We start from the raw sequence: 24,010 nt of genomic DNA on the forward strand, positions 1-24,010 counted from the left end.
GCTCCGAGGGGACCGCCAACACGGTCATCGTCCACCACCTCGGCACCACCGCCTCAAAGGTCATCAATTGACGCCACCGACTCGACTACGCCGGGATCGAAGGCTTGCTCGACGCACCGCGTGCCGGGCGTCCACAACAAATCGGCCACACCGACATCGTCGCCGCGACCCTGGCCGCACCACCGAAAAGTACGGTGTCACAAACTGGCCTTCACGCCTGCTCGGTACTCATCTGGACATCGGCAACACCACCGTAGACAAGGCTTGGAGAGAGGGCGACATCCAGCCCTAGCGCAGTGAAACGTTCGAATTCTCTACAGAGCCTGAAAAGATCAGCAAAGTCACCGACGTGATCGGCCCATATCTGAACCCGCCCCAGAACGCAATAGTTCTCTGCATTGACGAAAAGGCTCAGATTCAAGCCTTGGATCTCACCGCGCGTTGCTGCCGATGAGAATGGGAGACACTTAAAAACGAACCCATGACTATGTTCGCCATGGCACTGGAAACCTGTTCGCCGCGATGAACCTCTACACCGGCGAAGTCACTGGCGAATGTAAGCCCGAGCACCGCAGGCAAGAGTTCCTCTCGTTCCTGCGCCAAGTCGATCGAGCCTATCTAGATCAAGAACTGCATCTAGTGATGGACAACTACGCGACCCATAAGACCCAGCAGGTCAAGGACTGGCTGAAGAATCGTCCGAAAATCAGCGTGCATTTCACCCCGGCCAGCGGCTCGTGGCTGAACCTGGTGGAGGTCTGGTTTGGGATTATCGACCGGCAAGCGATTGAGCGGGTTACTTTCACGAGTGTGAAAGACTTGAATGCGAAGATCTGGACGTCGGTTAGTGGGTGGAATCAGCGGAAGCATCCGTTTGTTTGGACAAAGACTGCTGAGCAGGTTTTGGCGAAGGCGAATCCTTGAGGAACTTTAGAACGGACCACTAGATTCACATATGCTGCGACGCTCGAAACTGCAACCTGGTCACTACCAAATTTGACAATTAAGAACGGCCTAAACATGCAAGACTCTTTAGACGCATTCGAGTTTAGGCATGAAGCATACGGTGTAAATCAGCCCGTGAGCATCATCAGAGTAACCGGGCAATGCCATAGCCGAATCGACATCTAAAGATGAGGAAGCCAAATTACATCGCCTTATCTTGAGCAGCCGGATACTGGCTTGGGCCGTGGTGAAAGAGTATTCTCAGGTTTGGTTCAACCCAAAACATCCGTGGACCAACAATCATGATGGTTTCAGTCGTCAGCCAGTTCTGGGCACTTTTACGTTGAACAATTTTTAGCATTAACGATCCATGTCAGCTAGAGAATTACTAATCTTCCCTTACTTCACCTGGCCAACCCAAACGTCCTGTCACAACCCCACTAGGATAGACTAATATGCACCTGACTTACCCAAGACTGCTTTGACTGTCCGAATAAGGATGGTCAAGTCCTGGATCAATGACCAATTCTCAACATAAAACAAATCGAGACGGACACTTTCGTCCCATGTCAGATCAGAACGACCGCTGACCTGCCACAGGCCTGTGATTCCAGGTTTCACCAAAAGGCGGCGTTCTACATATTGTTCATACTGATCTACTTCTGACTTTAATGGTGGACGAGGGCCAACCATACTCATATCGCCCTTGAGTACATTCCAAAGTTGCGGCAGTTCGTCAATGCTGTAGCGACGAATGAATGCCCCCACCCGAGTTACGCGTGGATCATCTTTCATCTTAAAGAGAATCCCGTTACCCGTCGAATCGTCTTTAAGTTCGTCAATTAGCTTGTCGGCATTGACGATCATCGACCGGAACTTGAACATCTGAAATACGTTTCCTAATGTACCAACACGTTCCTGCTCATAGAAAACTGGCCCAGGTGATCCCGCGCGGATGGCCAGTGCGGTTATGAGAAAGACCGGAGAAAGTAGAAGCATCGCCAACGCAGCACCAATAATGTCGAAGGCTCGTTTAATTCCTGCTTGGAAACCCACAAGTTTTGGAGTCGACACATGAATCAGCGGAAGCCCTGCCACCGGTTGAGTATGAATCCGCGGACCCGCAATGTCGGTAAGAGCGGGGGCCATGACCATGGATATGCTTCGAGCTTGCAGTTCCCAGCCCAGTTCACGAATCTTTCGAGGTTTGATATTTGAACCTGCGGAGATTGCAACTACGTCAATGCCATTTCCATCGATAGCTGCAACTATGTCGCGAACATGGCTAGATACCGTAAGAACTGGCAAAGGAAGCTCGTCTCCTGACGGTGAATTAAAGCTAAATCCTGGCAGTGCTGCTGCTGTTGCGTGATATCCAGCTTCTGGTGAGCTTTCTAACCGCTCGTGCAAGTGTTCGACGGCGCTAGGGGAGCCTAAAATTAATACGTTCCGAGTGAAATATCCATTACGTCGATTTTTTCGCACCCATTTACTAACAGTCCACCGCCCAACTACAAGTAAGATAATTCCGATAGGTAAGGCAATTCCTACGTAGCCACGTGCTGTGCTCAATTGGAAAGCATAGGAAAAAATGGCAATTCCACCGAAGAAGTAAAAAGTCGCCTTGGTGACATCTTTATATTCATCGATTCCCGTACCCAGAACTCGAATGTTCCTACTACCGGAACTTCCGATCGATATCCACCAAACTATGGTTAGGACCATGCTGATCGTCAAATAGCTCGGTTCGAATTGGTCTGACGGGAGTTGCGCATGCGAATCTGGTCCGAATCGAACTAATTGTGCCGTTGCCATGGCCGTAATAATGGCAACCGCGTCCACGGATCCAACGAGTTTTGGCAAAAACTGACACCATTTGCCCGTGCCGCTTTCCACTAACGCGCCTCTCTCAATCGTTGCCATATAGCCCCACTCTTAGCAAAATGCACTACCTCATTCCCCGAGATGCAGTACAGCGCACTAATTTAAAGAAATACGTGCGATGAACAATACTTTACAGGCAAAGTTTCCAACACGGCAATTGAGCGATATATAGAAATAGCCTCATCAGCCGATGAGACTTTAGGGCGACTAGTAAATCTGCCGTCAACTACGATATTCACGAGTTACAGATTCAAGTACTCAAATAATTAACCATGGCAATTTTTTAACTATTTCATTCATCTGACTAGGATATTTACTTGGTTACCTTGCCTGTGCAGGTAAACTCGAATTGAACAGTTTGCTTCCTGCGATGAAACGGATGCATGACCAAGAATACCTGAAACATAAGTAAGATAAAAACATCTCCTATAGATTCAAAATACTACTTTGTCAACCATAGATTGGTAATGAGTTTCTACCTTGATCGTAGCGTGACGTACATTGCTACCAAAAGTCACACTAATTCAGTCAGTAAACGGTGCGCAGCTGGCTAGCTGGAACCCACATGCGCTCACCCTCACGCTCGATCTGCCGCCACGCTCCTTGGCGAGCGACAATGATCACCGCTGTATCGGCCTGCAGGATCCGGGCTAAGCCATGGTGGTCCCCCGGTCCTTTGCGGGCGTTCAGCCGGATAGTGGTGAGTGCACGCTGGTTAGGCACTGCAATTAATCCGCTTTGAGCGGGTCGAGCAGGCAGCCGGTGCAAATACATGCTGGGTACCCAACCAAGAAGTTGGTTGCACTGTATCTGCGACCAAAGTCCCTGCTGAAGTATCAAACGTACTCGTGTGCCATGGTCAATGACTTTGAGAACCGGGTATCCGGTTCCGCTGCCCTTGCGAAGATTTAGTGTTGCCGTCGTTTCGTGCGTCGTCTCAATCAGCGCGTAGCGGGTCAAGACAGGTTCGTGTTCCGTTGCTTCTTGACGCAGTGCCGGTGTTTCTTCAAACTCAGCCGGAATAGGTTCCAAATAGATATTTGGAACCCACCCATAGATCTGGTGAACATACACGTGGGCCCAAGAGCCCTGGACTTCAACCAAGGACAGTTCTGTCCCTTGTGCCAGAGTGCTTTGCACCAGGTAGTGCCGCCCTGCACCCTTGCGGAGTTTCAGCGTTGCAGTCGTGCGGTGGGTACGCGAAACAGCCGGCGAACCAGATGCTGCCTGCGGGTAACCCATCTGTTTCACAACCACCTCAAAAGAAAAAACTTAGGGAAGCAGCAAAGAAGCTGCTTCCCTAAGTTTATTCCATTTTTAGAAGTTGTTTCTTCTGCGTATTAGCTCTCTTTGCGTGAGCTCAGTTCAGCGTCCAAACGAAGCAGTCCGCTGCCGTCATTGCCGATCAGCTTAACGCGGTCAAGAATCTCGCCAACGGTGGCTTCTTCTTCGACCTGCTCGTCAATGAACCAGTGCAGCAGAGGGATGGAGTCAATGTCTCCCTCAGTCTGTGCCAAGCGGTACAGCTCGCGGATGGCTTCCGAGACTTTCTGTTCGTGTGCCAGCGAAGCGGCGAACGCATCTGCAACAGACTTCACGTTCACCACTGGTGCGTGCTGTTCACCGATCTTCGGGTGGGCCGAGCGGTCGGTCATGTGATTCATGAACTTCTCTGCGTGTTCGATTTCCTCGCCGGCCTGGGCACGGAACCAACCAGCAATACCGGGAAGGCTCAGTACGTCCATCTCGATTGCCAGCTGGCGGTAAACCGTAGCAGCGGTCAGTTCAAGGGTTACTTGGTTGTTGAAGGCTTCTGCCAGTTTTCCTGTAAGTTCCATGCTCAATAGATTATGTGGGTTTCTTTGCTTTGTCACCGAAGTTTGGACACACTTAGTCATGGCCGAATTAGGCTATAACCAACAGTTGGCCTGTAGTTAAGCAAGCCGGTGCTAACCAAGGCAACGGTAAGTAAAGCTAGGAAGCCTACTTACCCAGTCCAGCCCTTCGCAGTGCTTCAGCCATGGCTGTGTTCGCAGCTGGCTGCTGGGTCTTGCCGCCGTTCTGCACTCGTCCACGCTGGGCAGTGCGGGGCTGTCCCGCACGCTGCTCCCTGCCACTGTTCCGCGATGCGCGGTCACGCTGGCCGGCAGGCTTGTCCTGCTCGCCCGCTGCAAGCTCATCATCCAAACGCAAGGTCAAAGAAATACGCTTGCGTGCAGTATCAACATCCAAGACCTTGACCTTGACGATCTGGCCCGAGCTGACCACTTCACGCGGATCGGAAATGAACTTGTTGCTCATCGCCGATACGTGAATCAAACCGTCCTGGTGCACGCCCAAGTCAACGAAGGCGCCGAAGGCGGCAACGTTAGATACCGTGCCTTCCATGATCATTCCGGGCTTGACGTCGCTGATGGACTCCACGCCTTCTTTGAGCGTCGCGGTGACGAACTCTCCACGCGGGTCTCGTGCCGGGCGCTGCAGTTCTGCCACCACGTCACGGATGGTCGGCTCGCCGAACTGCTCAGTCACAAAATCTGCTGGCTTCAGTTCCTCCAGGCGCCGGCCCTGTTCTTCTGCGGCCTTCTGCAAGGTCCGTGCCAGCTTATAGGCTTCTGGGTGTACCGAGGAGGCATCAAGTTTTTCCTTGCCTCCGGTAATGCGCAGGAACCCTGCACACTGTTCAAAGGCCTTGGCACCCAGACGCGGCACCTTGAGCAAGTCCTTGCGCGTAGCGAATGGGCCGTTGGCGTTGCGGTGGTCAACAATATTGCGGCTGAGCAGAGGGCCCACGCCAGCCACACGCGCCAGCAGAGATGGAGAAGCGGTATTCACATCAACGCCAACTGCGTTTACGCAGTCTTCCACGACCGCATCCAGCGCACGGTCAAGCTTCGAGGCAGTCACATCATGCTGGTACTGGCCCACGCCAATGGACTTTGGATCAATCTTGACCAGTTCTGCCAGCGGGTCCTGCAATCGGCGGGCAATTGACACTGCACCACGCAGCGAGACATCCATGCCCGGCAGTTCTTGGCTTGCCAGCTCGGATGCAGAGTAGACCGAAGCTCCTGCCTCCGACACGATCACCTTGCTGACGTCTTTGGTCCCCAAAGCCTTGATGACCTCGGCCGCCAGGCGGTCGGTTTCACGCCCTGCGGTGCCGTTGCCTACCGCAATCAATGACGTGCCGTGCTTCTGCGCAAGCTTTGTCAGGATCGCTACTGATTCGTTCCACTTGTTCGCTGGAGCATGCGGATAGATAGTGGCAGTTTCAATGGCTTTGCCGGTCAGATCCACTACCGCCACCTTGACGCCGGTGCGCAAGCCTGGGTCCAGGCCTAGTACTGCTTTGTTTCCTGCCGGAGCGGCAAGAAGAACATCACGCAGATTGGCGGCAAAAATCTTGACCGATTCATCTTCTGCAGCTTCAAAGAGACGCGAACGCAAGTCCGATTCGAAACGGGTGAGCAGGCGTGCTTTCCACGCCAGGCGAACTGTTTGGGCCAACCACTTGCCTGCAGGGGCATCCGCGGCCGCGGTAATGCCCAGAGACGCTGCAATCGCGTTCTCGTAGCCGGATCGCGCAGCTTCCACAGCATCACTGTCGCGGGGATCTGCCTCGGCAAGCTGCAGATTCAAAACGCCATCGCGTTCACCGCGCAGCAGTGCCAGTACCCGGTGCGATGGCAAGTTGTCCAGGTCTGCAACATAGTCAAGGTAATCGGAGTATTTTCCGGTGCCTTCACTGCTAGCTCCGGCGGCCTGGCTGGAACCAATCTTGCCCGTCTTCCATAAACGCTCTCGGAGATCAGCCGCGAGAACAACGTCCTGGGAAACACGCTCAGTCACGATGGAACGTGCACCGGAAAGCACGTCAACGTCCGTAGCGAAACCAGCTCCCGCGTTCAGGTACTGTGCAGCGGCCTCTACCGGATCAATCTGTGGATTGCTCAACAGCAGATCAGCCAATGGCTCCAAGCCTGCTTCACGGGCAATCTGCGCCTTGGTGCGGCGCTTGGACTTGAACGGCAGGTAGATGTCTTCAAGCTCAGATTTCGTGGCTGCCGCGGCGATTGCCGCATCCAGCTGATCTGTCAGCTTGCCGGCTTCGGCAATTGCTTCGCGGACAGCAACCCTGCGGTCTTCCAGCTCACGAAGGTAGCGCAGGCGTTCTTCCAGAAGACGCAACTGGCTGTCGCTGAGCATGCCGGTGACTTCTTTGCGGTAGCGTGCAATAAACGGAACCGTAGATCCGGAATCAAGCAGTTCAATGGCTGCTTTGACCTGCCATGCCTGGACCTTAGATTCAACGGATAGTTCCTTAGCCAGCTGATCAATGATGCGCTGTTCAACTGCCGTGCTGGCTGCGTTATTCTTCTGTTCGCTACTCACCGAACCATTGTGCACCATCAAAGAAAATCTTCTGATGATCGACTCGGCTCGCATTCAGCGGATCCTAAAAGTGTGTAGCTACACTTTTTCTCATGGGGAAAGTTCATTTTCGTAAGACATCAATACTCATTTTGATGTCAGTACTGACTCTGATGACAGCAAGCTGCTCTGTGATCGAGGACAGTGCATCATCAGCAGCCAACCAGCTAACCGATGCCGCGACCAAAGAGGTAGTACGCCAAGCCTGCGCGCCGATCCAAGATGGATCAATCGACGCCAGCGAACTGCGCGTGCTTTCGTCCATGGTGGGATCTGTTGAAGGCGGCGGTCTGCCCCAGTCCCTCGTTGACGTTCTCAATGAGCTGGCCGACTCCGGCGACAACGTGTCGAAATCTTTGCAGAACCGCTTGGTCAAGGCATGTGACGACGCAACGGCTCAAGCCAACTAGCTTTTGTTCTAGACTTTTTTCTATGGTCGAGATTCCTACTAGCGGCAAGATTCGCATTGATGCATGGCTATGGGCAGTACGCGTTTATAAAACCCGTTCAGAAGCAACCACCGCCTGCCGCGCCGGTCACGTCCGCCTCAATGGAATTTCAGTCAAGGCAGCCCAGCCGGTAGTTCCCGGAGACCGCATCCGCGTCCGCAAAAACGGCTTTGACCGCGAACTTGAAGTTGTTGGGCTGATTCCCAAGCGCGTCAGCGCTGCGATGGCCACCAAATGCTATATCGACCATACTCCGCCGCGCGAAAAAGTCATCATTCCCCAGGTTCCCATTCGCGAACGCGGTGCCGGCCGTCCCACCAAAAAGGACCGCCGGGAGATGGATCGACTCCGTACTTCATGGCAGGGTTCAGATGACCAATTCGACTTCTCCGAATTCGATGCTGACGAACTCTAAAACCAAGGTCTTCTTTCCGGCTATTTCATAGCCGGAAAGAAGACCTTGTCATTTTCTAGGACAATTCAATCGCTGGGACGTCGGTCTCAAATCCGAAGATCTGTGCATAGAAAGCCAAAGAGCTCTCCAGCGCCTTGATGATGTTCGCCGACTGCCTGAAGCCATGTTGCTCACCGGCAAAAAGAATGTAGGCATGTGGAATGCCGCGCTCGGCGAGCGCCTTGGCGACGATCTCCGACTGGGCCGGCGGAACTACCCTGTCCTCGTCTCCCTGCAGCAGCAGTACCGGGCAGGAGATCTTTGAGACGTGGTTGATCGGTGCGCGTTTCTCATACAGGTCTGCCGCTTCCGGGTAAGGGCCTACCAGGGAGAACATGTACTGGGACTCAAAGTCGTGAGTGTCTTGGACCAGGCCCAGCAGATCGGAGACTCCGTAACGGCTGATTCCTGCGGTGAACACATCGGAGAAGGTCAGGGAGCATAGGACTGTCCAGCCGCCGGCGCTGCCGCCTTCGATGCCGATACGTGCAGGGTCAGCGATCTTTTGGGCTACCAATGCCTTGATCACTGCGGTGGTGTCTGCAACGTCTACTACTCCCCAGGCTCCGCGCAGCCTGTTGCGGTACTCGCGGCCGTAGCCTGTGGAGCCGCCGTAATTGACGTCTACTACGCCGATGCCGCGTGAGGTGTAGTAAGCCACCGCAGCGTTCAGCGTTGCCGCGGCTTGTGCGGTGGGCCCGCCGTGGACAAAGGTGACGAAGGGAGGCAGCTCCCCGTCGGTTCCTTCATAGCCTTCTTGGTAGGGGCGGTAGAGCAGTGCGTGGACTTTCTGTCCTGCCTCATTGGAGCATTCAAACTCTTCCACTGACGGAAGCATCGATGGCTCCGGCAGCTGCTGGATAGAGTTGGTGATGGCCCGGTGTTCCAGGGTCTGAAGATTGACCAGGGTGATCTGTTCGCCCTGGGTCATGGAGGAAGTGCCTGCCAACAGCCAGCCGTCCCGTACCTGCAGCGGCTTGATGCGGCTGAAAGGCAGGTTGATGTCTTCTACTCCCCCGGTCATTGCGTGGACCCGGGCGAGCTTGGTGGTTCCGGTGCCATAGGAGCACAGCAGGGTGTGCTGGTTTTCCACCAGATACCACCCGGTGCCAACCTGCCACAGCGGGCCGGCGAATTCTGCCGCGCGATCCACCAGCCTGGTGGTACGTGCAGAACTGAGCTGGTAGATGTACGGATTCCACCAGCCTGATTTGTCACCGATAAATGCCAGCCGGTCATCATCAACCCATTCGGGCTGCATGATGGAAATGTCAGTTCCTCCGGCAATCACCTGGTCTTCCAGAGTTCCTGCATCGGTGAACTCTGCCAAGTGCAGTACAGTGCCGTCCCATGGCATGTTGGGGTGTTCCCAGCTGATCCATGACAGCTTGCTGCCATCCGGGTTCAATCGCGGGGCAGCAACGAAGCGTGCTGGTTCGGTCAGCACCCTGATGGCCGTTGCGTCTTCCGCCGCAGAGCCATCCAGCGGGATCTGGACTATATGCCTGACCGGGGTGGCGGTGAGGTCTTCCATGATTGCCAGTACTGTCCGGTCCGGTCCCTGAATGAACTCGGCAAAGCGCAGTGCCGGGTCGGAGTTCACCGAAGAGTCTGGGGTCAGTGCAATGGGCGCCGCCTGGCCGAACTGCTGCAGGTAGACGCGCTGGTCCGAGAAGTTGGAAAAGACAATCGCGTCTTGGATACGTCCGGTGATCAGAGCCCAACTTGAGCCGCCGTATTCATGAACGCGTGAACGGACGTTATAGGGCTGGGCAATGAGCTGTTCTGCCGGCTGGTCTGAGTCCAAAGAATAAGAAACCAGGGTGTTGCGTCCGCCTTCTGCTGGGCGGCCTTCCTGGACAATGATTTGATCTTGGTAAAAGCATGCACCGCCCAATGGTTTGGTGCCTGCTGCAACATCATGAGCAGTAATGGTTGACGGCCAGGAGCCAAAGGGCAGTTTTGTAGGCATATTTTGATCCTAACCAGCTTTGTCTTGGCTTTCGACCCTCGACAAGCGCAAACTCGATGGGATTGGATTATTCCATGTCAAAAATTGTGCTGTTTTTACGCGGCGTTAACGTCGGCGGGGTCAAAGTCTTGATGAAGGATTTGAGCGCTCTGCTGGCGAATGCCGGCTACACTCAGGTGCGCACCCTGCTGGCCAGCGGGAATGTGGTGCTCGATCCGGGTGATGCCGGGCTTCTGGAGGTTCAGCAACGGTGCAATGAACTTCTCGAAGCCGAATACGGCAGGTCCATCCCCACCCTGGCCTACTCAGCTAAAGAGATCATCCAGTTGGGAGGACCCTTTCCTCTAGACCTTCCCGAACCAGTGGCCGAGCACCATGGGTATCTGACCCTGTGTGAATCTCAGGCCCACGCGCAGCAGCTTCTTGAGCTGGCTCGCGAAGCTGCACCGGAGGCCGACTTGGCCTTGACTGGGCGTGCCCTGTGCTGGATTGTCCGCAAGGGTCAGAGCACCACCGATCCGCTCTCCAAGCTCCATACCTCGCAGGCCCGCAAACAGTTGATCACCACCCGCAATCACAACACCTTGGTCAAGCTTGCCTCGATTGTTCAATGAGCTGGTTCGCACGGCATAATAAATCGTTGCTTTGTTCGCCGTTGAACTTTGACTGAGAGCCCGTAGATGCTGACCATCGTTGAACTTGTTGGTATTTTTTTCTTTGCCGTATCCGGTTCGCTGATGGCCGCCCGTCGAGGATTCGACATGCTGGGTTCTGCGTTCCTCGGCGGAGTCTGCGGTCTTGGCGGCGGTGTAGTCCGAGATTTGATTCTGAACCAGTCTCCGGCAACCTTTCTGCACCCCATCTATTTCGCCCCGCCCATCCTGGCGGCCCTGTGCGTCTACGCGTTTACCCCAGCAGTGCAGAAGCTTCACCGTCTGGTGCTCATCTTTGACGCCGCGGGCCTCGGATTGTTCTGTATGACCGGAACCATGAAGGCCCTGGAAAATGACTTCAACCCGGTCTCTTCGGTGCTGTTGGGTGTCATCACCGGCGTAGGCGGTGGCATGATGCGAGATGTCATTGCCAATGTGACCCCAGATCTGTTCAACCCGAGGGATATCTACGCCATCCCCGCCATCCTTGGCGCCACCGCCACGGCCTTCGCCTGGAACCTGGGCATCCTGAATCTTGCGGTGGGCATCTGCATTGCGGCACTGACCTTCGTACTGCGGCTCTCATCCATCCGCTTCGGGTGGAGCGTCCCCATGGCGGCGGGCCACTGGCACCGGGAGAACCCGCCAAGCCCTCCGGCCAATGACGGGCCCCGCCGGCACTTCCTCTAAGCTTCCGCTAGTTGATCCGCTCCAGCTTGCCTGCGTCCTCGGCTCCCGGAGCCGTATCTTCAATGGTGCGAGGAGGATTGATGATCACCGCGCCAATGAGCATGACCACCACACAGATGCCGAGCATGGAGAAGGCGACTCCCCACGAGTCGGTGGCTTTCTGCACCACGCCAAAGAGCATCGGGACAATGCCGGCGCCGGCGTAGCCCAGGCCCTGTGCGAAGCCTGAAAGCACGCCCGAACCATAGGTGGTGCGCGAACGCAGGTTCATCATCAGCAGCGCAATGGCGAAGGTTCCCTGTCCCAGTCCTGCCATGGCCACCCAGAAGGCGGTGCCGTTGGTTGGGGACAGGTAGATGCCCAGGTGTCCGGTGACCCAGAAGACGGTGAAAACCAGCACTGCAATGATCGGGTTCTTCAGCCGCGGCACCCACAGGGGCACCAACAACGAGACCGGCAGGCCCAGAATTGCGAACAAGGCCAGCATGTTGCCGGAGGTCAGCTCGTCCAGGCCGCGGGCCTGCAGGTAGGGCGGAAGCCACGTGAAGTACACGTAGGTCTGCGCCGAGTTGCCAGCCAGGAAGATGGCAAGGCCCCAGGCAACCTTCGACTTCCACGGGTTGATCTTCACTAGCGGGTGGGCGGCGCCCGCCGCGTTCAGCGGCTGGTCTGGCCGGTCCACGTTTCGGTCAGCGATCAGCTGCAGCAGCCACGGGATCAGCACAATGGTGGAAAGCACCGCCCAGGAGCCGATGGAGATTTGCCAGTCGGTGGCGTTGGCCAGTGGCACCGAGAACTGCGGCGCCATCCAGGTGCCGATAGCCAGCATGGTGACATAGCCGCTGGTGACAGTTCCGATGCGGTCGGGGAAATATTTCTTCACCAAAGGAGGCAGCACCACGTTGCCTACGCCGTAGCCGGCCAGGGCAACGATTGACATTCCGAGGAATGAATAGACTTCCGGCATGAAGATGCGGGCCACCTGGCCCACAATTGCCAGAGCTATGGAAAGCATCAGTGTGCGTTCAAGCCCGAAGCCGCGGATCAGCCGCGGGGTGAGCAGCCCGAAGACCGCGAAGACAATCGGTGCGAGCGTTGCCAGAAGGCCAATGGTGAATTCAGTGAACTGGATATCGTTTTGGATTCTCGCCAGCAGGGGCGGCACGGAAACCACCGCCGCGCGCAGCGATAATGCCAACAGCAAAATGCCGAGAAGTGCCCCCACTCTTCCCTTCATTGAAGTTTTCGGGCTGGTACTCGACATGGACTATTACCTCAAAGACTATTGGTTGCGATGACCCAACTTTTTTAGTTGCGGGACTAACTCTAGTAAGTGGGAGAGGTTACCTTCAAAGTTTCGCTGGTACCAGGTCCCCGGGGTCCCGGTAAATGCGTAGAGCCCTTCGGAGATCAGCATGATCAGGTGGGCAATATCCTTGTCCCCCACCTCTTCCATGAGCGCTTCCAGCCAGCGAGAGGAAATGCTCTCCAATTGGGTGTTGGCCGATTCCACGCCTGACTGCGCCAGCCGCTGCAACGCGAGCAGCAGACGGTCCAGCTCGGTATCCACCTGGGCGCTGGTGCGGATGAAATAGGAAGCGGCGCCCTCTTCCGCGGTATTCATATCCTGCAGGTCCAACAGGATCAGCTCCTCGCTCAGCGCTACCACCGCTTCAGCCAGGGCTTCCTTGGAGGCAAAGTGGTAGAGCAGGCCGCCCTTGGAAACACCGGCCTTCGCGGCGGTGGCTTCCATGGTTGCAGCACGCTCGCCTTCTTCACACAACAGTGAAATATAGGCGTCTAAAACCTTGGTGCGTGCTGCAGGGGGCCGTGCCATTGAGCTCCATTCGGGGATCGAAAGTCCATTAGTGATGAGTACAACCATACCCAAAGATTGTAACTATACCGTCTGGACGGTATAGTTATTTTTTGTCCCGGTCACTACTGGGCCCAAAACACTGAAAAACAGGATGATATTCATGAGCTCACTACTCACCGACCAGACATCAACGCTGTCCAAGCCGCGACGTTGGGCGGCACTTGTTGTGCTCCTTTTCCCGGTACTGCTCATTTCCGTAGACAACACGGTGCTCACCTTTGCCGTGCCCGCAATTGCCGAGGCGCTGGCACCCACTGGAACCCAGCAGCTGTGGATCATTGACATCTACCCGCTGATCCTCGCCGGCCTGCTTGTTCCCTTCGGCTCGCTGGGCGACCGCATCGGACGCCGCCGCCTGCTGCTGATCGGCGCTTCCGGCTTCGCCGCGGTTTCCGCCTTTGCTTCCTTTGCCACCGACCCCAACCAGCTGATCGCCTCGCGCGCGCTGCTCGGCCTCTTCGGCGCCATGCTGATGCCTGCCACCCTGTCGCTGATCCGCAATATCTTCATTGACGACACCGAGCGCCGCACTGCCATCGCCATCTGGGCCGCCGCTTTCTCGGGCGGCGCAGTGCTCGGCCCGCTGGTGGGCGGCGTGCTGCTCAACCACTTCTGGTGGGGCTCGGTCTTCCTGCTCGCAGTGCCCATGCTGCTGCCCCTGCTGATCGGCGGACTGGTCCTGGTTCCAGAATCCAAGGACCCGAATCCCGGCAAGGTTGACCCGATCTCCATTGCCCTGATCGTGCTGACCCTGCTGCCCTTCACCTTTGCCATCAAGTCCTTCTCCACCGCGCCGTGGTACCTGCTCATTGTCGCCCTGGTGGTTTCGGTCATCAGCGGCATCAGCTTTGTGCGCCGCCAGCTGGGCACCAAGATCCCCATGATCGACGTGCGCCTGTTCAGCAACGCCATGTTCTCCGGCTCGCTGCTGGTGAACCTGATCGGCATCTTCTCGCTGATCGGCTTCATCTACTTCGTTTCCCAGCACCTGCAGCTCATTGCCGGCTACACCCCGCTGCAGGCTGGCCTGCTGATGACTCCTGGCATGATCCTCTCCATGGCCTTCGGCCTGCTGGCGGTGGGACTGTCCAAGAAGTTCGGTTCGCCCAATGTGATGATGGCAGGCCTGCTGTTCTCGGCACTTGCCTACACGCTGGTCATCATTGCCGGAAACAACCCGAGCATTGCGCTACTGATGATTGCCTTCTGCGTGTTGGGCACCGGCATCGGCATGACCGAGACCCTGTCCAATGACATGGCTCTGTCCGCAGTTCCCGCCTCCAAGGCTGGCGCCGCCTCCGCAATCTCCGAAACCGCCTATGAGGTAGGCACAGTTCTGGGCACCGCGGTATTGGGCACCATCCTGAACACCGTCTACAGTGCCAAGCTCATGACTCCGGAAACACTGTCCGCAGCTTCGGCGGCCCAGGCCTCCGAGACTTTGGGCGGCGCGCACCAGGTGGCCGCTACCCTGGATCCAGCTTCCGCGGCGGCGCTGCTGCAGTCAGCCGCAGAGGCCTTTGACCACGGTGTCATGTACACGGCGGCCATTGCCGCAGTGCTGTCAATCGTGGCGGCAATTGTTGTCGCCAAGGTCATCAAACCAGCGGCCCGGTAAACATTACGAATCAATATCTCAAATTTTTGATTATTTGAGCTCAGGTTATTCAAATGTGGCTTGTGACCACGTAGGCTAGGCTGTGTAGTTCCAAAGTAATTCGCGAAGTACCCTTTAGAAGTTTGTGAATGTCGGACCATCTCGGTTGGCGCGATCCCTTCTAGACGTGAAGTGAAGTACTTGGCTGCTTCGCAGGATCAATCGATGGCAACATCATCGTTCCTGCGTAGATTACAACCAAGATCGCCTCATCAATTAGTCGGCGAGAAACGTCTGAAAGGACCAAATAAGAATATGGCAACCGGAATCGTCAAGTGGTTTAACGCTGAAAAGGGCTTCGGCTTCATTGCTCCAGACAGCGGCGATCCAGACGTGTTCGCACACTTCACCGCTATCCAGACCCAGGGCTTCCGCACCCTGGACGAGGGCCAGAAGGTTGAGTTCGAAGTAGTTGAGGGTCCAAAGGGTCTGCAGGCTGCAGACATCCGCGCTCTCTAATCGAAGGTCTTTAGCACTAACGCCTGACTTTTAACCGCTGTGGGCGGCTATCCATTTCGGATAGCCGCCCACAGCTTTTTAATCACATGATTATTTGCGCATGCAAGGAATAGAACCCCAATTGCCCCAGTTGAAAATAGTGTGAAGCTATCAATTCTGGACCTCGCCCCGGTCTCCCCCGGAGGCTCAATTGCAGACTCATTCAAATCCTCGGTCAGGCTGGCGCAGACCGCTGAACGAAATGGCTACGAGCGTGTGTGGTATGCAGAGCACCACAACATGCCAACCATCGCTTCCAGCGCCACCTCGATTCTGATCAGCCACATCGCCCACCACACCGAGCGCATCCGCTTGGGCTCCGGCGGGGTCATGCTGCCCAACCACTCCCCCTTGGTGATCGCCGAACAGTTCGGCACCCTGGCCGAGATCTTCGGAGACCGCATCGACTTGGGCCTGGGCCGCGCACCCGGCACCGACATGAACACGTTGCGCGCTCTGCGCCGCGACCCCTCGGCTGCGGATACCTTCCCGCACGACGTACTTGAGCTGCAGGCCTATCTGGCAGGAAAGTCACGCATCCCCACCGTGCAAGCCATCCCGGGCTCTGGCACCCATGTGCCGCTGTACATCTTGGGCTCTTCGCTGTTCGGCGCCAAACTGGCCGCCCAGCTGGGCCTACCATATTCCTTCGCCTCGCACTTCGCCCCGGCCGCCCTGCATCAGGCGGTCCAGCTGTACCGCGAGGAATTCACTCCTTCGGAGCAACTGGCCGAGCCCTATGTCATTGCCGGGGTCGGCGTGGCCGCAGCTGAAACCAGCGAGCGGGCCCACGAGCTGTTCGAGGCCGCCCGCCGCCACCGCGTGGCAAGCTTCCTGGGCCGCGGCGCCGACAAGACATTCACCGAGGCAGAGGTGGACATGCTCATGGACACCCCTCAGGCGGCCCAGATCCTGGACATGATGCGCTACACCGCGGTGGGCACCGGCGAACAGGTGGCAGACTACCTTGAGCGCTTTGCCCAGACCTCGCAGGCTGATGAGCTAATTACCGTGCATTACCCCACCGATGACCAAACCCGTCTTGATTCGGTGATCATCACCGCCCAGGCCGCAGGACTGAACGCCTAGGTTCGAAAGCCCAACTTCGGTTTTGTTGACCGGAACTCATACAGAGCAATCCACCCCAGATGTTCCTTGAAGAACATTCTGGGGTGGATTTCTTGATTGCTTTTGATGCTTTCTGCGGTGCCTACTCGACGCGCAGGAAGTGGCGGCTCTGTTTGAGCCAGAAGATGGCCCAGCTGGCCAGCAGCGCGCCGGCCAGGGCGCAGAGAATGGAGAAGACAAAGATGCTGGGAGCCTCGCCGAAGCGTCCCACAGCCCAGCCCAGTGCAATCACCGGCACCGCGCTGCCCAGGTAAGTCACCAGGTAGATGGCTGAGACGGTCTGCGCATGCAGTTCGGTGCTCACCGCATCTACGCACAGGGCGAACGCAGTGCGAAAGGCAATGCCCTGGCCCAGGCCTAGGATGGCCAGGGAAGCCACCGCCACCGGCAGGGAACCCTGGGTGGCGCTGAAGCTCAGGGACACGGTGCCGGCACCCAGCAAGATCAATCCCAGGGGCAGCAGGTAGTTGCCGCCGCGGACCACTACCTGGGACAGGGCGGAGACGCCCAGCGGAAGTCCTGCGATCAGGCCGATGGCCCACAGTGCGTCAAGGTCGAAGGCATTGGCCATGTAGCCCGGAGCCAAGGAGAGCACAAAGCCGAAGACCGCAAAGCTGAGGAAGCCTACCAGTGCCGCCATCCAGAAGTGCAGGCGTGCTTCACGTGGAATGCCGATGCGCCGCGGCGCCAGGGCCTTGGTCCTTTGCCCTGCCGAAGGGATGCCGATGGCCGGACGCGCCTGCAGGGTTCCCAGCGGGATCAGGACAATCAGCAGCAGGACCAGCTGGGTCATGAACACGGTGGTGCGCCCGCCCGGAAGTGCTGCGAGCAGGCCTCCGAAGAACGGGCCGAAGGCCACGCCGCCGGAGGATGCCAGGAGGGTGAAGCGTGAAGCCCAGGCAGGCTTGGTGGGAAGCAGTTCGCGCAGCGCCGCCGCGGTGGCTCCGGTGGCCAAGGCCACGCCGGCGCCCTGCAGCCCGCGGCCAATGCACAGCTCGGTGAGATCCGAAGCGTAGGCGAAGACGAAAGTTCCTGCCATGGAGACCAGCACTGCCAGCACCAGGGCCGCGCGCCGGCCGATGTGATCTGACCAGTGGCCCACGGCCAGCAGGAAGACCATCAGCGAGCAGACGTAGCTGGAGAAGGCGATGGTGGTTCCCATGGGGCCGAGGTTCAGCTCGGTCTGCAGGTGGGGGTACAGCGGAGTGGCTAGGTTCGCGCCGACCAGCAGCATGAAGCTGACGACTACCGTAATCACCAAGCGTGCGGTGACGCCCGGGTTCCAAGTCATCTCGCGGGTAGCTGCGGCTGGGCGCATGCGTAGTTCACTGATGACGGACACAGGCATGCTCCCACGAAATTGCAGATGATTCGATGATGAAAGTTTTTTACCGGCGGGGCGATTCGCTGCCCCACCGGTGATTTGAGCGTTCTGTAAGCGTTTGTCTACTGCCGCAGTTCGTTCACTCACTAATATCTACCCTGAGATCTCATTGAGAGACATTAATTGGTAGGATTTGAGCAATATGGTCAAATCTCTGGCCTTTGACGGTATTGGGAGTGCGCAAATGGTTCGGTTGGACGAGGTTGATCTGAAGATCCTCTTGGCATTGATCAGGGATCCAAGGATCCAGGTCTCGGAATTAGCTGATGAAGCAGGGGTGGCCCGCAACACCGCGCAGTCCCGCCTCCGCCGGCTGCAGCGTGCCGAGATCCTGCGCGAAGGCGGCAGGGATATCGACCTCGGCCTGCTGGGCTATGACGTGTTGGCTTTCGTGACCCTGGAAGTCAATCACCGCGAGCTGGATGCCGTGGTCACCTCGCTGCGGCAGATCCCCAATGTCCTTGAAATCCATGAAACGTCGGGCCGCGGCGATTTGTGGGTCAGGCTGATCGCCACCGATACCCACCAGCTGCAGCTGGTGCTGCGCCAGATCCTGCGCATCAAGGGCGTGACCCGTTCGGAAACCACCTTCGCCCTGCATTCGCACCTTGCCTACCGCGCTTCGCCGCTGCTGGAGCACTACGCAGAGCACGACCATTAAAAGAACTACCTGCGACACGCGAATTCAAGTCTTTTGTTCAGGTCAATACGGTTCTAGGCTGGTGCCAAGAGAAGTCACGAGGTATGTGCCCGACTTCCGGCAGATCCTCGTCCACATCGAAGGAGTACGCCATGAGCCGGGACTTTGAACCAACCGACTTTGCACCTGAATACGGCAACGACATCTACGAACCAGATGACGGCCGCGATTCCCAGGCTTATGAAGGCTCCAGCGACATGCCGGAGACCATGCGCAATATCGACCCGCTGGCAAAACGCAACTACCTCTACGACGATGACCTGGAAACCGTCGACGAGCTGGACAACGAGTTCAACGATGACAGCAACGACGACGATGACGATGAATCAGGGGACGAGGACGACTGACCTCTGCCGTGCCTAAGAAAATCTATCGCTAGAAGCCTTAGAATTTAGCTGTGATTAATCCAGTTCATTTGCGCACCCTGCTAGAAGTCGTGGCCCACCGGTCGTTCGCCACCGCCGCCACACGGCTCGGCTACACCGCCAGCGCCGTCTCCCAGCAGATGACTGCGCTGGAGCGCAGCACCGGCACCACGCTGTTCGTGCGCGGCGCACGCTCCATCACGCCGACTGCTGGCGCCATGCGCATGGTCCGCCATGCCAAGCGCGTGCTCACCGATCTGGATGCACTCATGGCAGACGTCGCCACGATTTCCACCGACTCGGCGGAGAACGAAGAAATCAAGCTCGGCATCTTCCCTTCGCTGGCCACCTTCGCACTGCCGCAGATCTTGAAGGCTGAGGATTGGAATTCGCTGGGCATCAACCTTCGCCTGTGGATCGGCGAGCCGCAGCAGACTGTGGCGGGGCTCGGCACCGGCGGAGACTTGGACCTTGCGCTGATCTTCCAGGTGGGCCCCGGTGGCTTGTCGTGGCCTGCTTCCCTGGAACGCACCTGGCTGGGAGACGACCAGTTCCGCGTGGTCATTCCGGCTTCCTGGCCCATTGCCGAGGATTCCCAGCTGACGGTGGACCAGCTGGCCGAATGGCCGTGGATCTTCCACCACCCTGGCACCTCCGATGCCACGCTGATCTCGCGACTGTTCGCCTCTTACAACATCCACCCGCAGGTGGCCGCCTACTGCGACGACTTCAATGCATCCCTCAGCCTGGTCGCCTCCGGCTTGGGAGCCGCCCTGGTTCCGGATCTGGCCATGGCAAATATGCCCGAGGGAATCCGCATTGTCGACGCCCCCGAGATCCGCCTAGCCCGCTCGATCTTCGCGCTGAAGCCGGAGAACTCCAAGAAGCCAAAGGCAGATCTGGTCTTGGATCGCCTCGCTCAAGTCCTTGCACGATAAATCCTCAAGATCACCTCAACTTCCAATACTTTGTCGATATTTCTATTCCGAGCAAGTTACGTCATACCCGCCGGTATAGATAACGATTGAGTAACCTTTTTTGATTTCATCCATCCAAAAAGTCCGAGTATTCGCCAAAGGTGCAGACAAATGCATAAGGGAATCTGTTTTAGCTGACGCTTACCTTCCGCTTTAATGTTTTGATTGAACTACGCTTCATTCATCCCAAAACATCATATGGAGAAGGTTTCTTTGAATATGCCTCCTGCATCAATCACCAAAGCCGTCATTCCAGCGGCAGGCCTCGGTACCCGCTTTTTGCCGGCGACCAAGGCCATGCCCAAGGAGATGCTGCCGGTAGTCGACAAGCCGGCCATTCAGTACGTTGTCTCAGAAGCCGTAAAGTCAGGGTTCACCGACCTGCTGATGGTCACCGGCCGCAGCAAGCGCGCTCTGGAAGACCACTTCGATCGTGTGCCCGCACTGGAAGCCGCGCTGAGTGGCAAAGGCGACCAGAAGAAGCTGGATCTGATTCAGGAAGCCACCGATCTAGGCAACATCCACTACGTCCGCCAGGGAAATCCACGCGGTCTGGGACATGCAGTCTTGTGCGCCAAGCAGCATGTTGGCCAGGAGCCTTTTGCTGTCCTGCTCGGAGATGACCTGATCCATGAGGACGACGAGCTGTTGACCATCATGGCTGATGTCCAGCGCAGCACCGGCGGATCTGTCATTGCGTTGATGGAAGTACGCCCTGAGGAAATCAGCGCTTACGGTTGCGCGGAAGTCGAAGCTGTACCGGGGGCCGATTTCCTGAAGGTGCACGGTCTAGTCGAGAAACCAGCTGTTGACGAGGCTCCCAGCAACCTTGCGGTCATCGGCCGCTACCTGCTGCATCCTCGCGTCTTTGAAATCCTGGAGAACACTCCGCCAGGACGCGGCAACGAAATCCAGCTTACCGACGCACTGCAGGTTCTGGCAGCCGCCGAGGGCGAAGGCTCGGGCGTTCACGCAGTCATCTTCCGTGGCCGCCGCTTCGATACCGGCGACAAGCTCAGCTACATCAAGGCGAACATCACCCTTGCGGCCGAGAACGACGAGCTTGGCCCTGGCCTGAAGTCCTGGCTCAGGGACTTCGTATTGACCTTGGAAGCTGAAGACTCCGAAGAACTTGTGGGCAGCGGCATCTAGCCACCGCACCACACCCAAGCTCATGGTGTCCTGGCGATTGGGGGCATCTGTGGCCTAGGTTTCTAGGAACGTACAGGTTACAGGGCATCCATGAGGGCTCGTAGGGCTGCAGTCCGATAGAGAACTGACATGTGTAGGTCAGAGATCTACAGGGCTGCAGCCTACTTGCATCATTAGCCGGGTCTTTCCATTATTATTGCCACGGTATTTAGACAGAAACTGCAACTAATGCAAAGAATGATTTGAAGCCCTAAAAGCGAAAGTCATTTTCACGTCACAGCCCTGGTTCTTGTGGATTCATTTGGACCATTGTCCTAGGGTGGAATGAACGTAAAAACTTGGGGGAATCGTTGGAAAACTCAGAACCGTTCGAAGAACAGTCCTTTCTCACAGTCGGCGAAGTCGCAGACAAGCTACGCCTATCGCGCATGACGGTTTATCGGCTTATCAAGTCCGGCTCATTGCCTGCTCTAATGCTGGGAAAATCTTATCGAGTAACCCAGCACGACGTGCAGGAATACTTAATGTCGGCAAATGTCGTTCCAGAGCCAGAAAATTCACCTGAAAAATAGCTGTTCCACAATACGTACGTTCTTTCTTTCGCTTGGCCATTCCAAGGACTGCTACCTTCGCAGATCCAAGCGGTCACTTTCCAAGATCCTGAGGATTCCAATGCCCCATGTTCCACTGCGTCGTCTTCTCACGTTCGCGTCCCTCCCCTTCCTTCTCTTGGCCCTGCTGATCCCTGCATCCGCTGCCAATGCCGCCGTCGCGCCTGACGCCGCAGTTGCCGTGCCTGCTGCCGTGCGTTCGTGCTCTTCAGCCACCCCTGTGGCCAGCCGTCCGACGCTGAACTACAAGGACACCGGAAGCTGCGTAAAGCTGATGCAGCAGCTGTTGCTGAACAAGGCCTACAAGATCGGTGCTTCCGCACCGACCGGCAACTACCTCAGCGGCACCAAGGCTGCGGTGTTGCTGTTCCAGAAGAACAATCGACTGGTCGCCGATGCCGTGGTGGGCCCCAAGACCTGGGCGGTTCTTGCTTCTTCCAAGACTCCGAAGTTCACTTCCCCGGTGTACCTGACGTTTGACGACTGCCCCAGCGGCTCCACCTCCACCGCTGCGCGCACCGCGTCCAACACCACGCTGAAGACGGCCCGCGACCTTGGCATGCACCTGCGCCTCTACGTCACCGGCGACTGCCTGAAGGCCAAGCGCTTCGACGTGGCCTACGCACGCCAGATGGGCCATACTGTCTGCAGCCACACCAACACCCACCCGGAGCTGACCAAGCTCACGCTGTCCCAGATCAAGGCCGAGCTGCAGATCCCGGGCTTGACCACCAACTGCGCCCGCCCGCCCTATGGCGCGGTGAACACCACCGTGCGCACTGCCTTCTCGCAGCTGGGCTACCGGCTGGACCTGTGGAATGTGGATACCAACGACTGGCGGGGCAAGACCCAAACCGAAGTCACCAACTACGTAATCGCCAATGCCCGTCCAGGTGACGTCGTGCTGATGCACATGAACCACAAGGCCTACAACTCCTCCGCGCTCAAGGCCATCAAGGCCGGCCTCTCGAAGAAGTCGGTCAATATCAAGTAATTCCCAAGCTTTCAGCAATACCGTGCGACCGCTGGCAATAAGACTGCCCGCTGCAGCACGGTATTGTTGCTGTGGACCACTTGTTTCACCGCTTGCCACGCCGCTGGCAGGCTTCCGGCAAAGGCTTTAGATCTTGACTACTTCCACCGATGCTCTGGTTCTCTCCACCGTCTACGGCTCCATCGGGCACATCCAGCTGAACCGCCCAGCCAAGCTGAACGCCCTGAACCTGGAAATGCTGCTGGAACTACACCGGGTGCTGGGCGACTGGGTCGAAGATCCAAAGATCACCACCGTGCTGCTCACCGGAAACGGAGCACGAGGCTTCTGCGCCGGCGGAGACATTGCAGACTTCCACAAGGCAGTGACCACCAACCAGCACGCAGACTTCCTAAACCTGCTGTCTAACGAGTTCAGCACCGACCTGCTGATTTCCAACTATCCCAAGCCGCTGGTCACCATGGCCCACGGCATCACCATGGGCGGAGGCATTGGCCTGGCCAGCCACGCACCGGTGCGCCTTGTCACCGCCGATGCGCGCATGGGCATGCCCGAGGCGAAGATCGGCTACACCCCGGATGTGGGAGGCAGCCACCTGCTGGCACAGATGCCAGGACACTTCGGCGAGTACTTCGCCATGACCGCCGGTTCCTTCACCGGGGCTGACGCCGTGTACCTGGGCTTTGCCGACGTAGTGGTCAATGACGACTTCGCCGCGAACATCCTGGACCACATTGACGAGTTCAACGGGCTGAATGCGGCGGACATGGCATCAGCCATCGAGGTGCTGCACGCTGCACCGGAGTCCTACCGCCTGGAACTTGACCGAGGATGGGTGGACCATGCCTTCAGCGCCGACACCCCGGAAGAAGTGGTGGTCCGGTTGGGCGAGATGGTGCACCCGCATGCGCAGCAGGCGGCAGAGCTGATCGCCCAGAACTCCCCCACCAGCGTCAGCTCTGCCTTCTATGCGGTGCGCGCGGCCCGCGAAGCGGATGACCTGCGCACCGCGCTGGACCGCGAGCTGCGGCTGGCCGGCTATCTGATGCACCAGCCGGATCTTGCCGAGGGCATCCGCGCCCAGGTGATCGACAAGGACCGCAACCCTGCCTGGTCACCGGCGAACCTACATGAGGTCAATACCGAAGCGCTGCTGAGCCTCATGGACCCAGCAGACGCGTAAC

General features: G+C 57.2%; 23 protein-coding genes and 1 pseudogene. 15 read left to right on the forward strand and 9 right to left on the reverse strand.

Annotation, left to right across the window (positions count from 1 at the left end):
* Positions 1-483: 483 nt before the first annotated feature.
* Positions 484-924, forward strand: a pseudogene (locus tag AUR04nite_RS13770) (IS630 family transposase); the annotation flags it as partial.
* A gap of 223 nt (positions 925-1,147) precedes the next feature.
* Here AUR04nite_RS13770 and AUR04nite_RS17950 read toward each other — a convergent pair.
* The 5 genes from AUR04nite_RS17950 to AUR04nite_RS13790 form a co-directional block, all read right to left on the reverse strand.
* On the reverse strand, positions 1,148-1,306 hold the full coding sequence (locus AUR04nite_RS17950) for a hypothetical protein (protein WP_170184213.1): 159 nt from the start codon (positions 1,304-1,306) through the stop codon (positions 1,148-1,150).
* Positions 1,307-1,395: 89 nt separating this feature from the next.
* The gene (locus AUR04nite_RS13775; protein ID WP_141366066.1) at positions 1,396-2,868 is read right to left on the reverse strand and encodes a sugar transferase; all 1,473 of its coding nucleotides are present in this window, start codon (positions 2,866-2,868) and stop codon (positions 1,396-1,398) included.
* 489 nt (positions 2,869-3,357) lie between these two features.
* The gene (locus tag AUR04nite_RS13780; RefSeq protein ID WP_141366068.1) at positions 3,358-4,071 is read right to left on the reverse strand and encodes an SH3 domain-containing protein; all 714 of its coding nucleotides are present in this window, start codon (positions 4,069-4,071) and stop codon (positions 3,358-3,360) included.
* A 98-nt stretch (positions 4,072-4,169) separates the two neighbouring features.
* Entirely contained in the window at positions 4,170-4,667 is a 498-nt protein-coding gene (locus AUR04nite_RS13785; RefSeq protein ID WP_141366071.1) for a ferritin, read from the reverse strand.
* 145 nt (positions 4,668-4,812) lie between these two features.
* On the reverse strand, positions 4,813-7,224 hold the full coding sequence (locus AUR04nite_RS13790) for a Tex family protein (protein ID WP_281285131.1): 2,412 nt from the start codon (positions 7,222-7,224) through the stop codon (positions 4,813-4,815).
* A gap of 134 nt (positions 7,225-7,358) precedes the next feature.
* On the opposite strand from AUR04nite_RS13790, the gene AUR04nite_RS13795 reads away from it, so the two are divergent.
* Complete coding sequence (locus AUR04nite_RS13795) at positions 7,359-7,673, forward strand: hypothetical protein (RefSeq protein ID WP_246055531.1); 315 nt, start codon at positions 7,359-7,361, stop codon at positions 7,671-7,673.
* 22 nt (positions 7,674-7,695) lie between these two features.
* Positions 7,696-8,127, forward strand: coding sequence for an RNA-binding S4 domain-containing protein (locus AUR04nite_RS13800; RefSeq protein ID WP_141366079.1), 432 nt, complete (start codon positions 7,696-7,698; stop codon positions 8,125-8,127).
* Between the two features lie 55 nt (positions 8,128-8,182).
* Here the strand turns inward: AUR04nite_RS13800 and AUR04nite_RS13805 are convergent, their stop codons facing one another.
* Entirely contained in the window at positions 8,183-10,138 is a 1,956-nt protein-coding gene (locus AUR04nite_RS13805; RefSeq protein ID WP_141366082.1) for a S9 family peptidase, read from the reverse strand.
* A 74-nt stretch (positions 10,139-10,212) separates the two neighbouring features.
* Here AUR04nite_RS13805 and AUR04nite_RS13810 point away from each other — a divergent pair, with 74 nt between their 5' ends.
* Both AUR04nite_RS13810 and AUR04nite_RS13815 read left to right on the forward strand, forming a co-directional pair.
* Complete coding sequence (locus AUR04nite_RS13810) at positions 10,213-10,752, forward strand: DUF1697 domain-containing protein (protein ID WP_141366085.1); 540 nt, start codon at positions 10,213-10,215, stop codon at positions 10,750-10,752.
* A 66-nt stretch (positions 10,753-10,818) separates the two neighbouring features.
* Positions 10,819-11,481 (forward strand): trimeric intracellular cation channel family protein, encoded by a 663-nt coding sequence (locus AUR04nite_RS13815; protein ID WP_141366087.1) that lies wholly within the window; start codon positions 10,819-10,821, stop codon positions 11,479-11,481.
* Positions 11,482-11,488: 7 nt separating this feature from the next.
* On the opposite strand, the gene AUR04nite_RS13820 is transcribed toward AUR04nite_RS13815, so the two are convergent.
* A complete protein-coding gene (locus AUR04nite_RS13820) occupies positions 11,489-12,706 on the reverse strand; it encodes an MFS transporter (protein WP_246055532.1) in 1,218 nt (405 codons plus the stop codon).
* Positions 12,707-12,763: 57 nt separating this feature from the next.
* Positions 12,764-13,318 carry a TetR/AcrR family transcriptional regulator gene (locus AUR04nite_RS13825; RefSeq protein WP_141366092.1) on the reverse strand — a complete coding sequence of 185 codons (555 nt, stop codon included), beginning with the start codon at positions 13,316-13,318 and terminating at the stop codon, positions 12,764-12,766.
* A gap of 142 nt (positions 13,319-13,460) precedes the next feature.
* Between AUR04nite_RS13825 and AUR04nite_RS13830 the strand changes: the two genes are divergently transcribed.
* The 3 genes from AUR04nite_RS13830 (at position 13,461) to AUR04nite_RS13840 (ending at position 16,604) form a co-directional block, all read left to right on the forward strand.
* A complete protein-coding gene (locus AUR04nite_RS13830; RefSeq protein ID WP_141366095.1) occupies positions 13,461-14,978 on the forward strand; it encodes an MFS transporter in 1,518 nt (505 codons plus the stop codon).
* A 294-nt stretch (positions 14,979-15,272) separates the two neighbouring features.
* Entirely contained in the window at positions 15,273-15,476 is a 204-nt protein-coding gene (locus AUR04nite_RS13835; protein WP_028268826.1) for a cold-shock protein, read from the forward strand.
* 141 nt (positions 15,477-15,617) lie between these two features.
* Positions 15,618-16,604: an LLM class flavin-dependent oxidoreductase gene (locus AUR04nite_RS13840; protein WP_141366098.1), complete on the forward strand. Its 987-nt coding sequence runs from the start codon at positions 15,618-15,620 to the stop codon at positions 16,602-16,604.
* A 121-nt stretch (positions 16,605-16,725) separates the two neighbouring features.
* Here AUR04nite_RS13840 and AUR04nite_RS13845 read toward each other — a convergent pair whose 3' ends face one another.
* Complete coding sequence (locus tag AUR04nite_RS13845; protein WP_246055533.1) at positions 16,726-17,991, reverse strand: MFS transporter; 1,266 nt, start codon at positions 17,989-17,991, stop codon at positions 16,726-16,728.
* A gap of 220 nt (positions 17,992-18,211) precedes the next feature.
* Here AUR04nite_RS13845 and AUR04nite_RS13850 point away from each other — a divergent pair, with 220 nt between their 5' ends.
* From AUR04nite_RS13850 to AUR04nite_RS13880, 7 genes are all read left to right on the forward strand, one after another.
* Positions 18,212-18,688 carry an Lrp/AsnC family transcriptional regulator gene (locus tag AUR04nite_RS13850; RefSeq protein ID WP_141366103.1) on the forward strand — a complete coding sequence of 159 codons (477 nt, stop codon included), beginning with the start codon at positions 18,212-18,214 and terminating at the stop codon, positions 18,686-18,688.
* 131 nt (positions 18,689-18,819) lie between these two features.
* Positions 18,820-19,074 (forward strand): hypothetical protein, encoded by a 255-nt coding sequence (locus AUR04nite_RS13855; protein WP_141366106.1) that lies wholly within the window; start codon positions 18,820-18,822, stop codon positions 19,072-19,074.
* 50 nt (positions 19,075-19,124) lie between these two features.
* Complete coding sequence (locus AUR04nite_RS13860; protein ID WP_141366109.1) at positions 19,125-20,030, forward strand: LysR family transcriptional regulator; 906 nt, start codon at positions 19,125-19,127, stop codon at positions 20,028-20,030.
* Between the two features lie 258 nt (positions 20,031-20,288).
* On the forward strand, positions 20,289-21,221 hold the full coding sequence (gene galU / locus AUR04nite_RS13865; protein ID WP_141366112.1) for a UTP--glucose-1-phosphate uridylyltransferase GalU: 933 nt from the start codon (positions 20,289-20,291) through the stop codon (positions 21,219-21,221).
* A gap of 350 nt (positions 21,222-21,571) precedes the next feature.
* Complete coding sequence (locus AUR04nite_RS18355) at positions 21,572-21,793, forward strand: helix-turn-helix domain-containing protein (protein ID WP_141366114.1); 222 nt, start codon at positions 21,572-21,574, stop codon at positions 21,791-21,793.
* Between the two features lie 100 nt (positions 21,794-21,893).
* Positions 21,894-22,826 (forward strand): polysaccharide deacetylase family protein, encoded by a 933-nt coding sequence (locus AUR04nite_RS13875; RefSeq protein ID WP_170184214.1) that lies wholly within the window; start codon positions 21,894-21,896, stop codon positions 22,824-22,826.
* A 133-nt stretch (positions 22,827-22,959) separates the two neighbouring features.
* Entirely contained in the window at positions 22,960-24,009 is a 1,050-nt protein-coding gene (locus AUR04nite_RS13880; RefSeq protein ID WP_141366118.1) for an enoyl-CoA hydratase/isomerase family protein, read from the forward strand.
* The last annotated feature ends 1 nt before the right edge of the window (position 24,010 follow it).

Source organism: Glutamicibacter uratoxydans, from assembly GCF_006539925.1.
GTDB lineage: Bacteria > Actinomycetota > Actinomycetes > Actinomycetales > Micrococcaceae > Glutamicibacter > Glutamicibacter uratoxydans.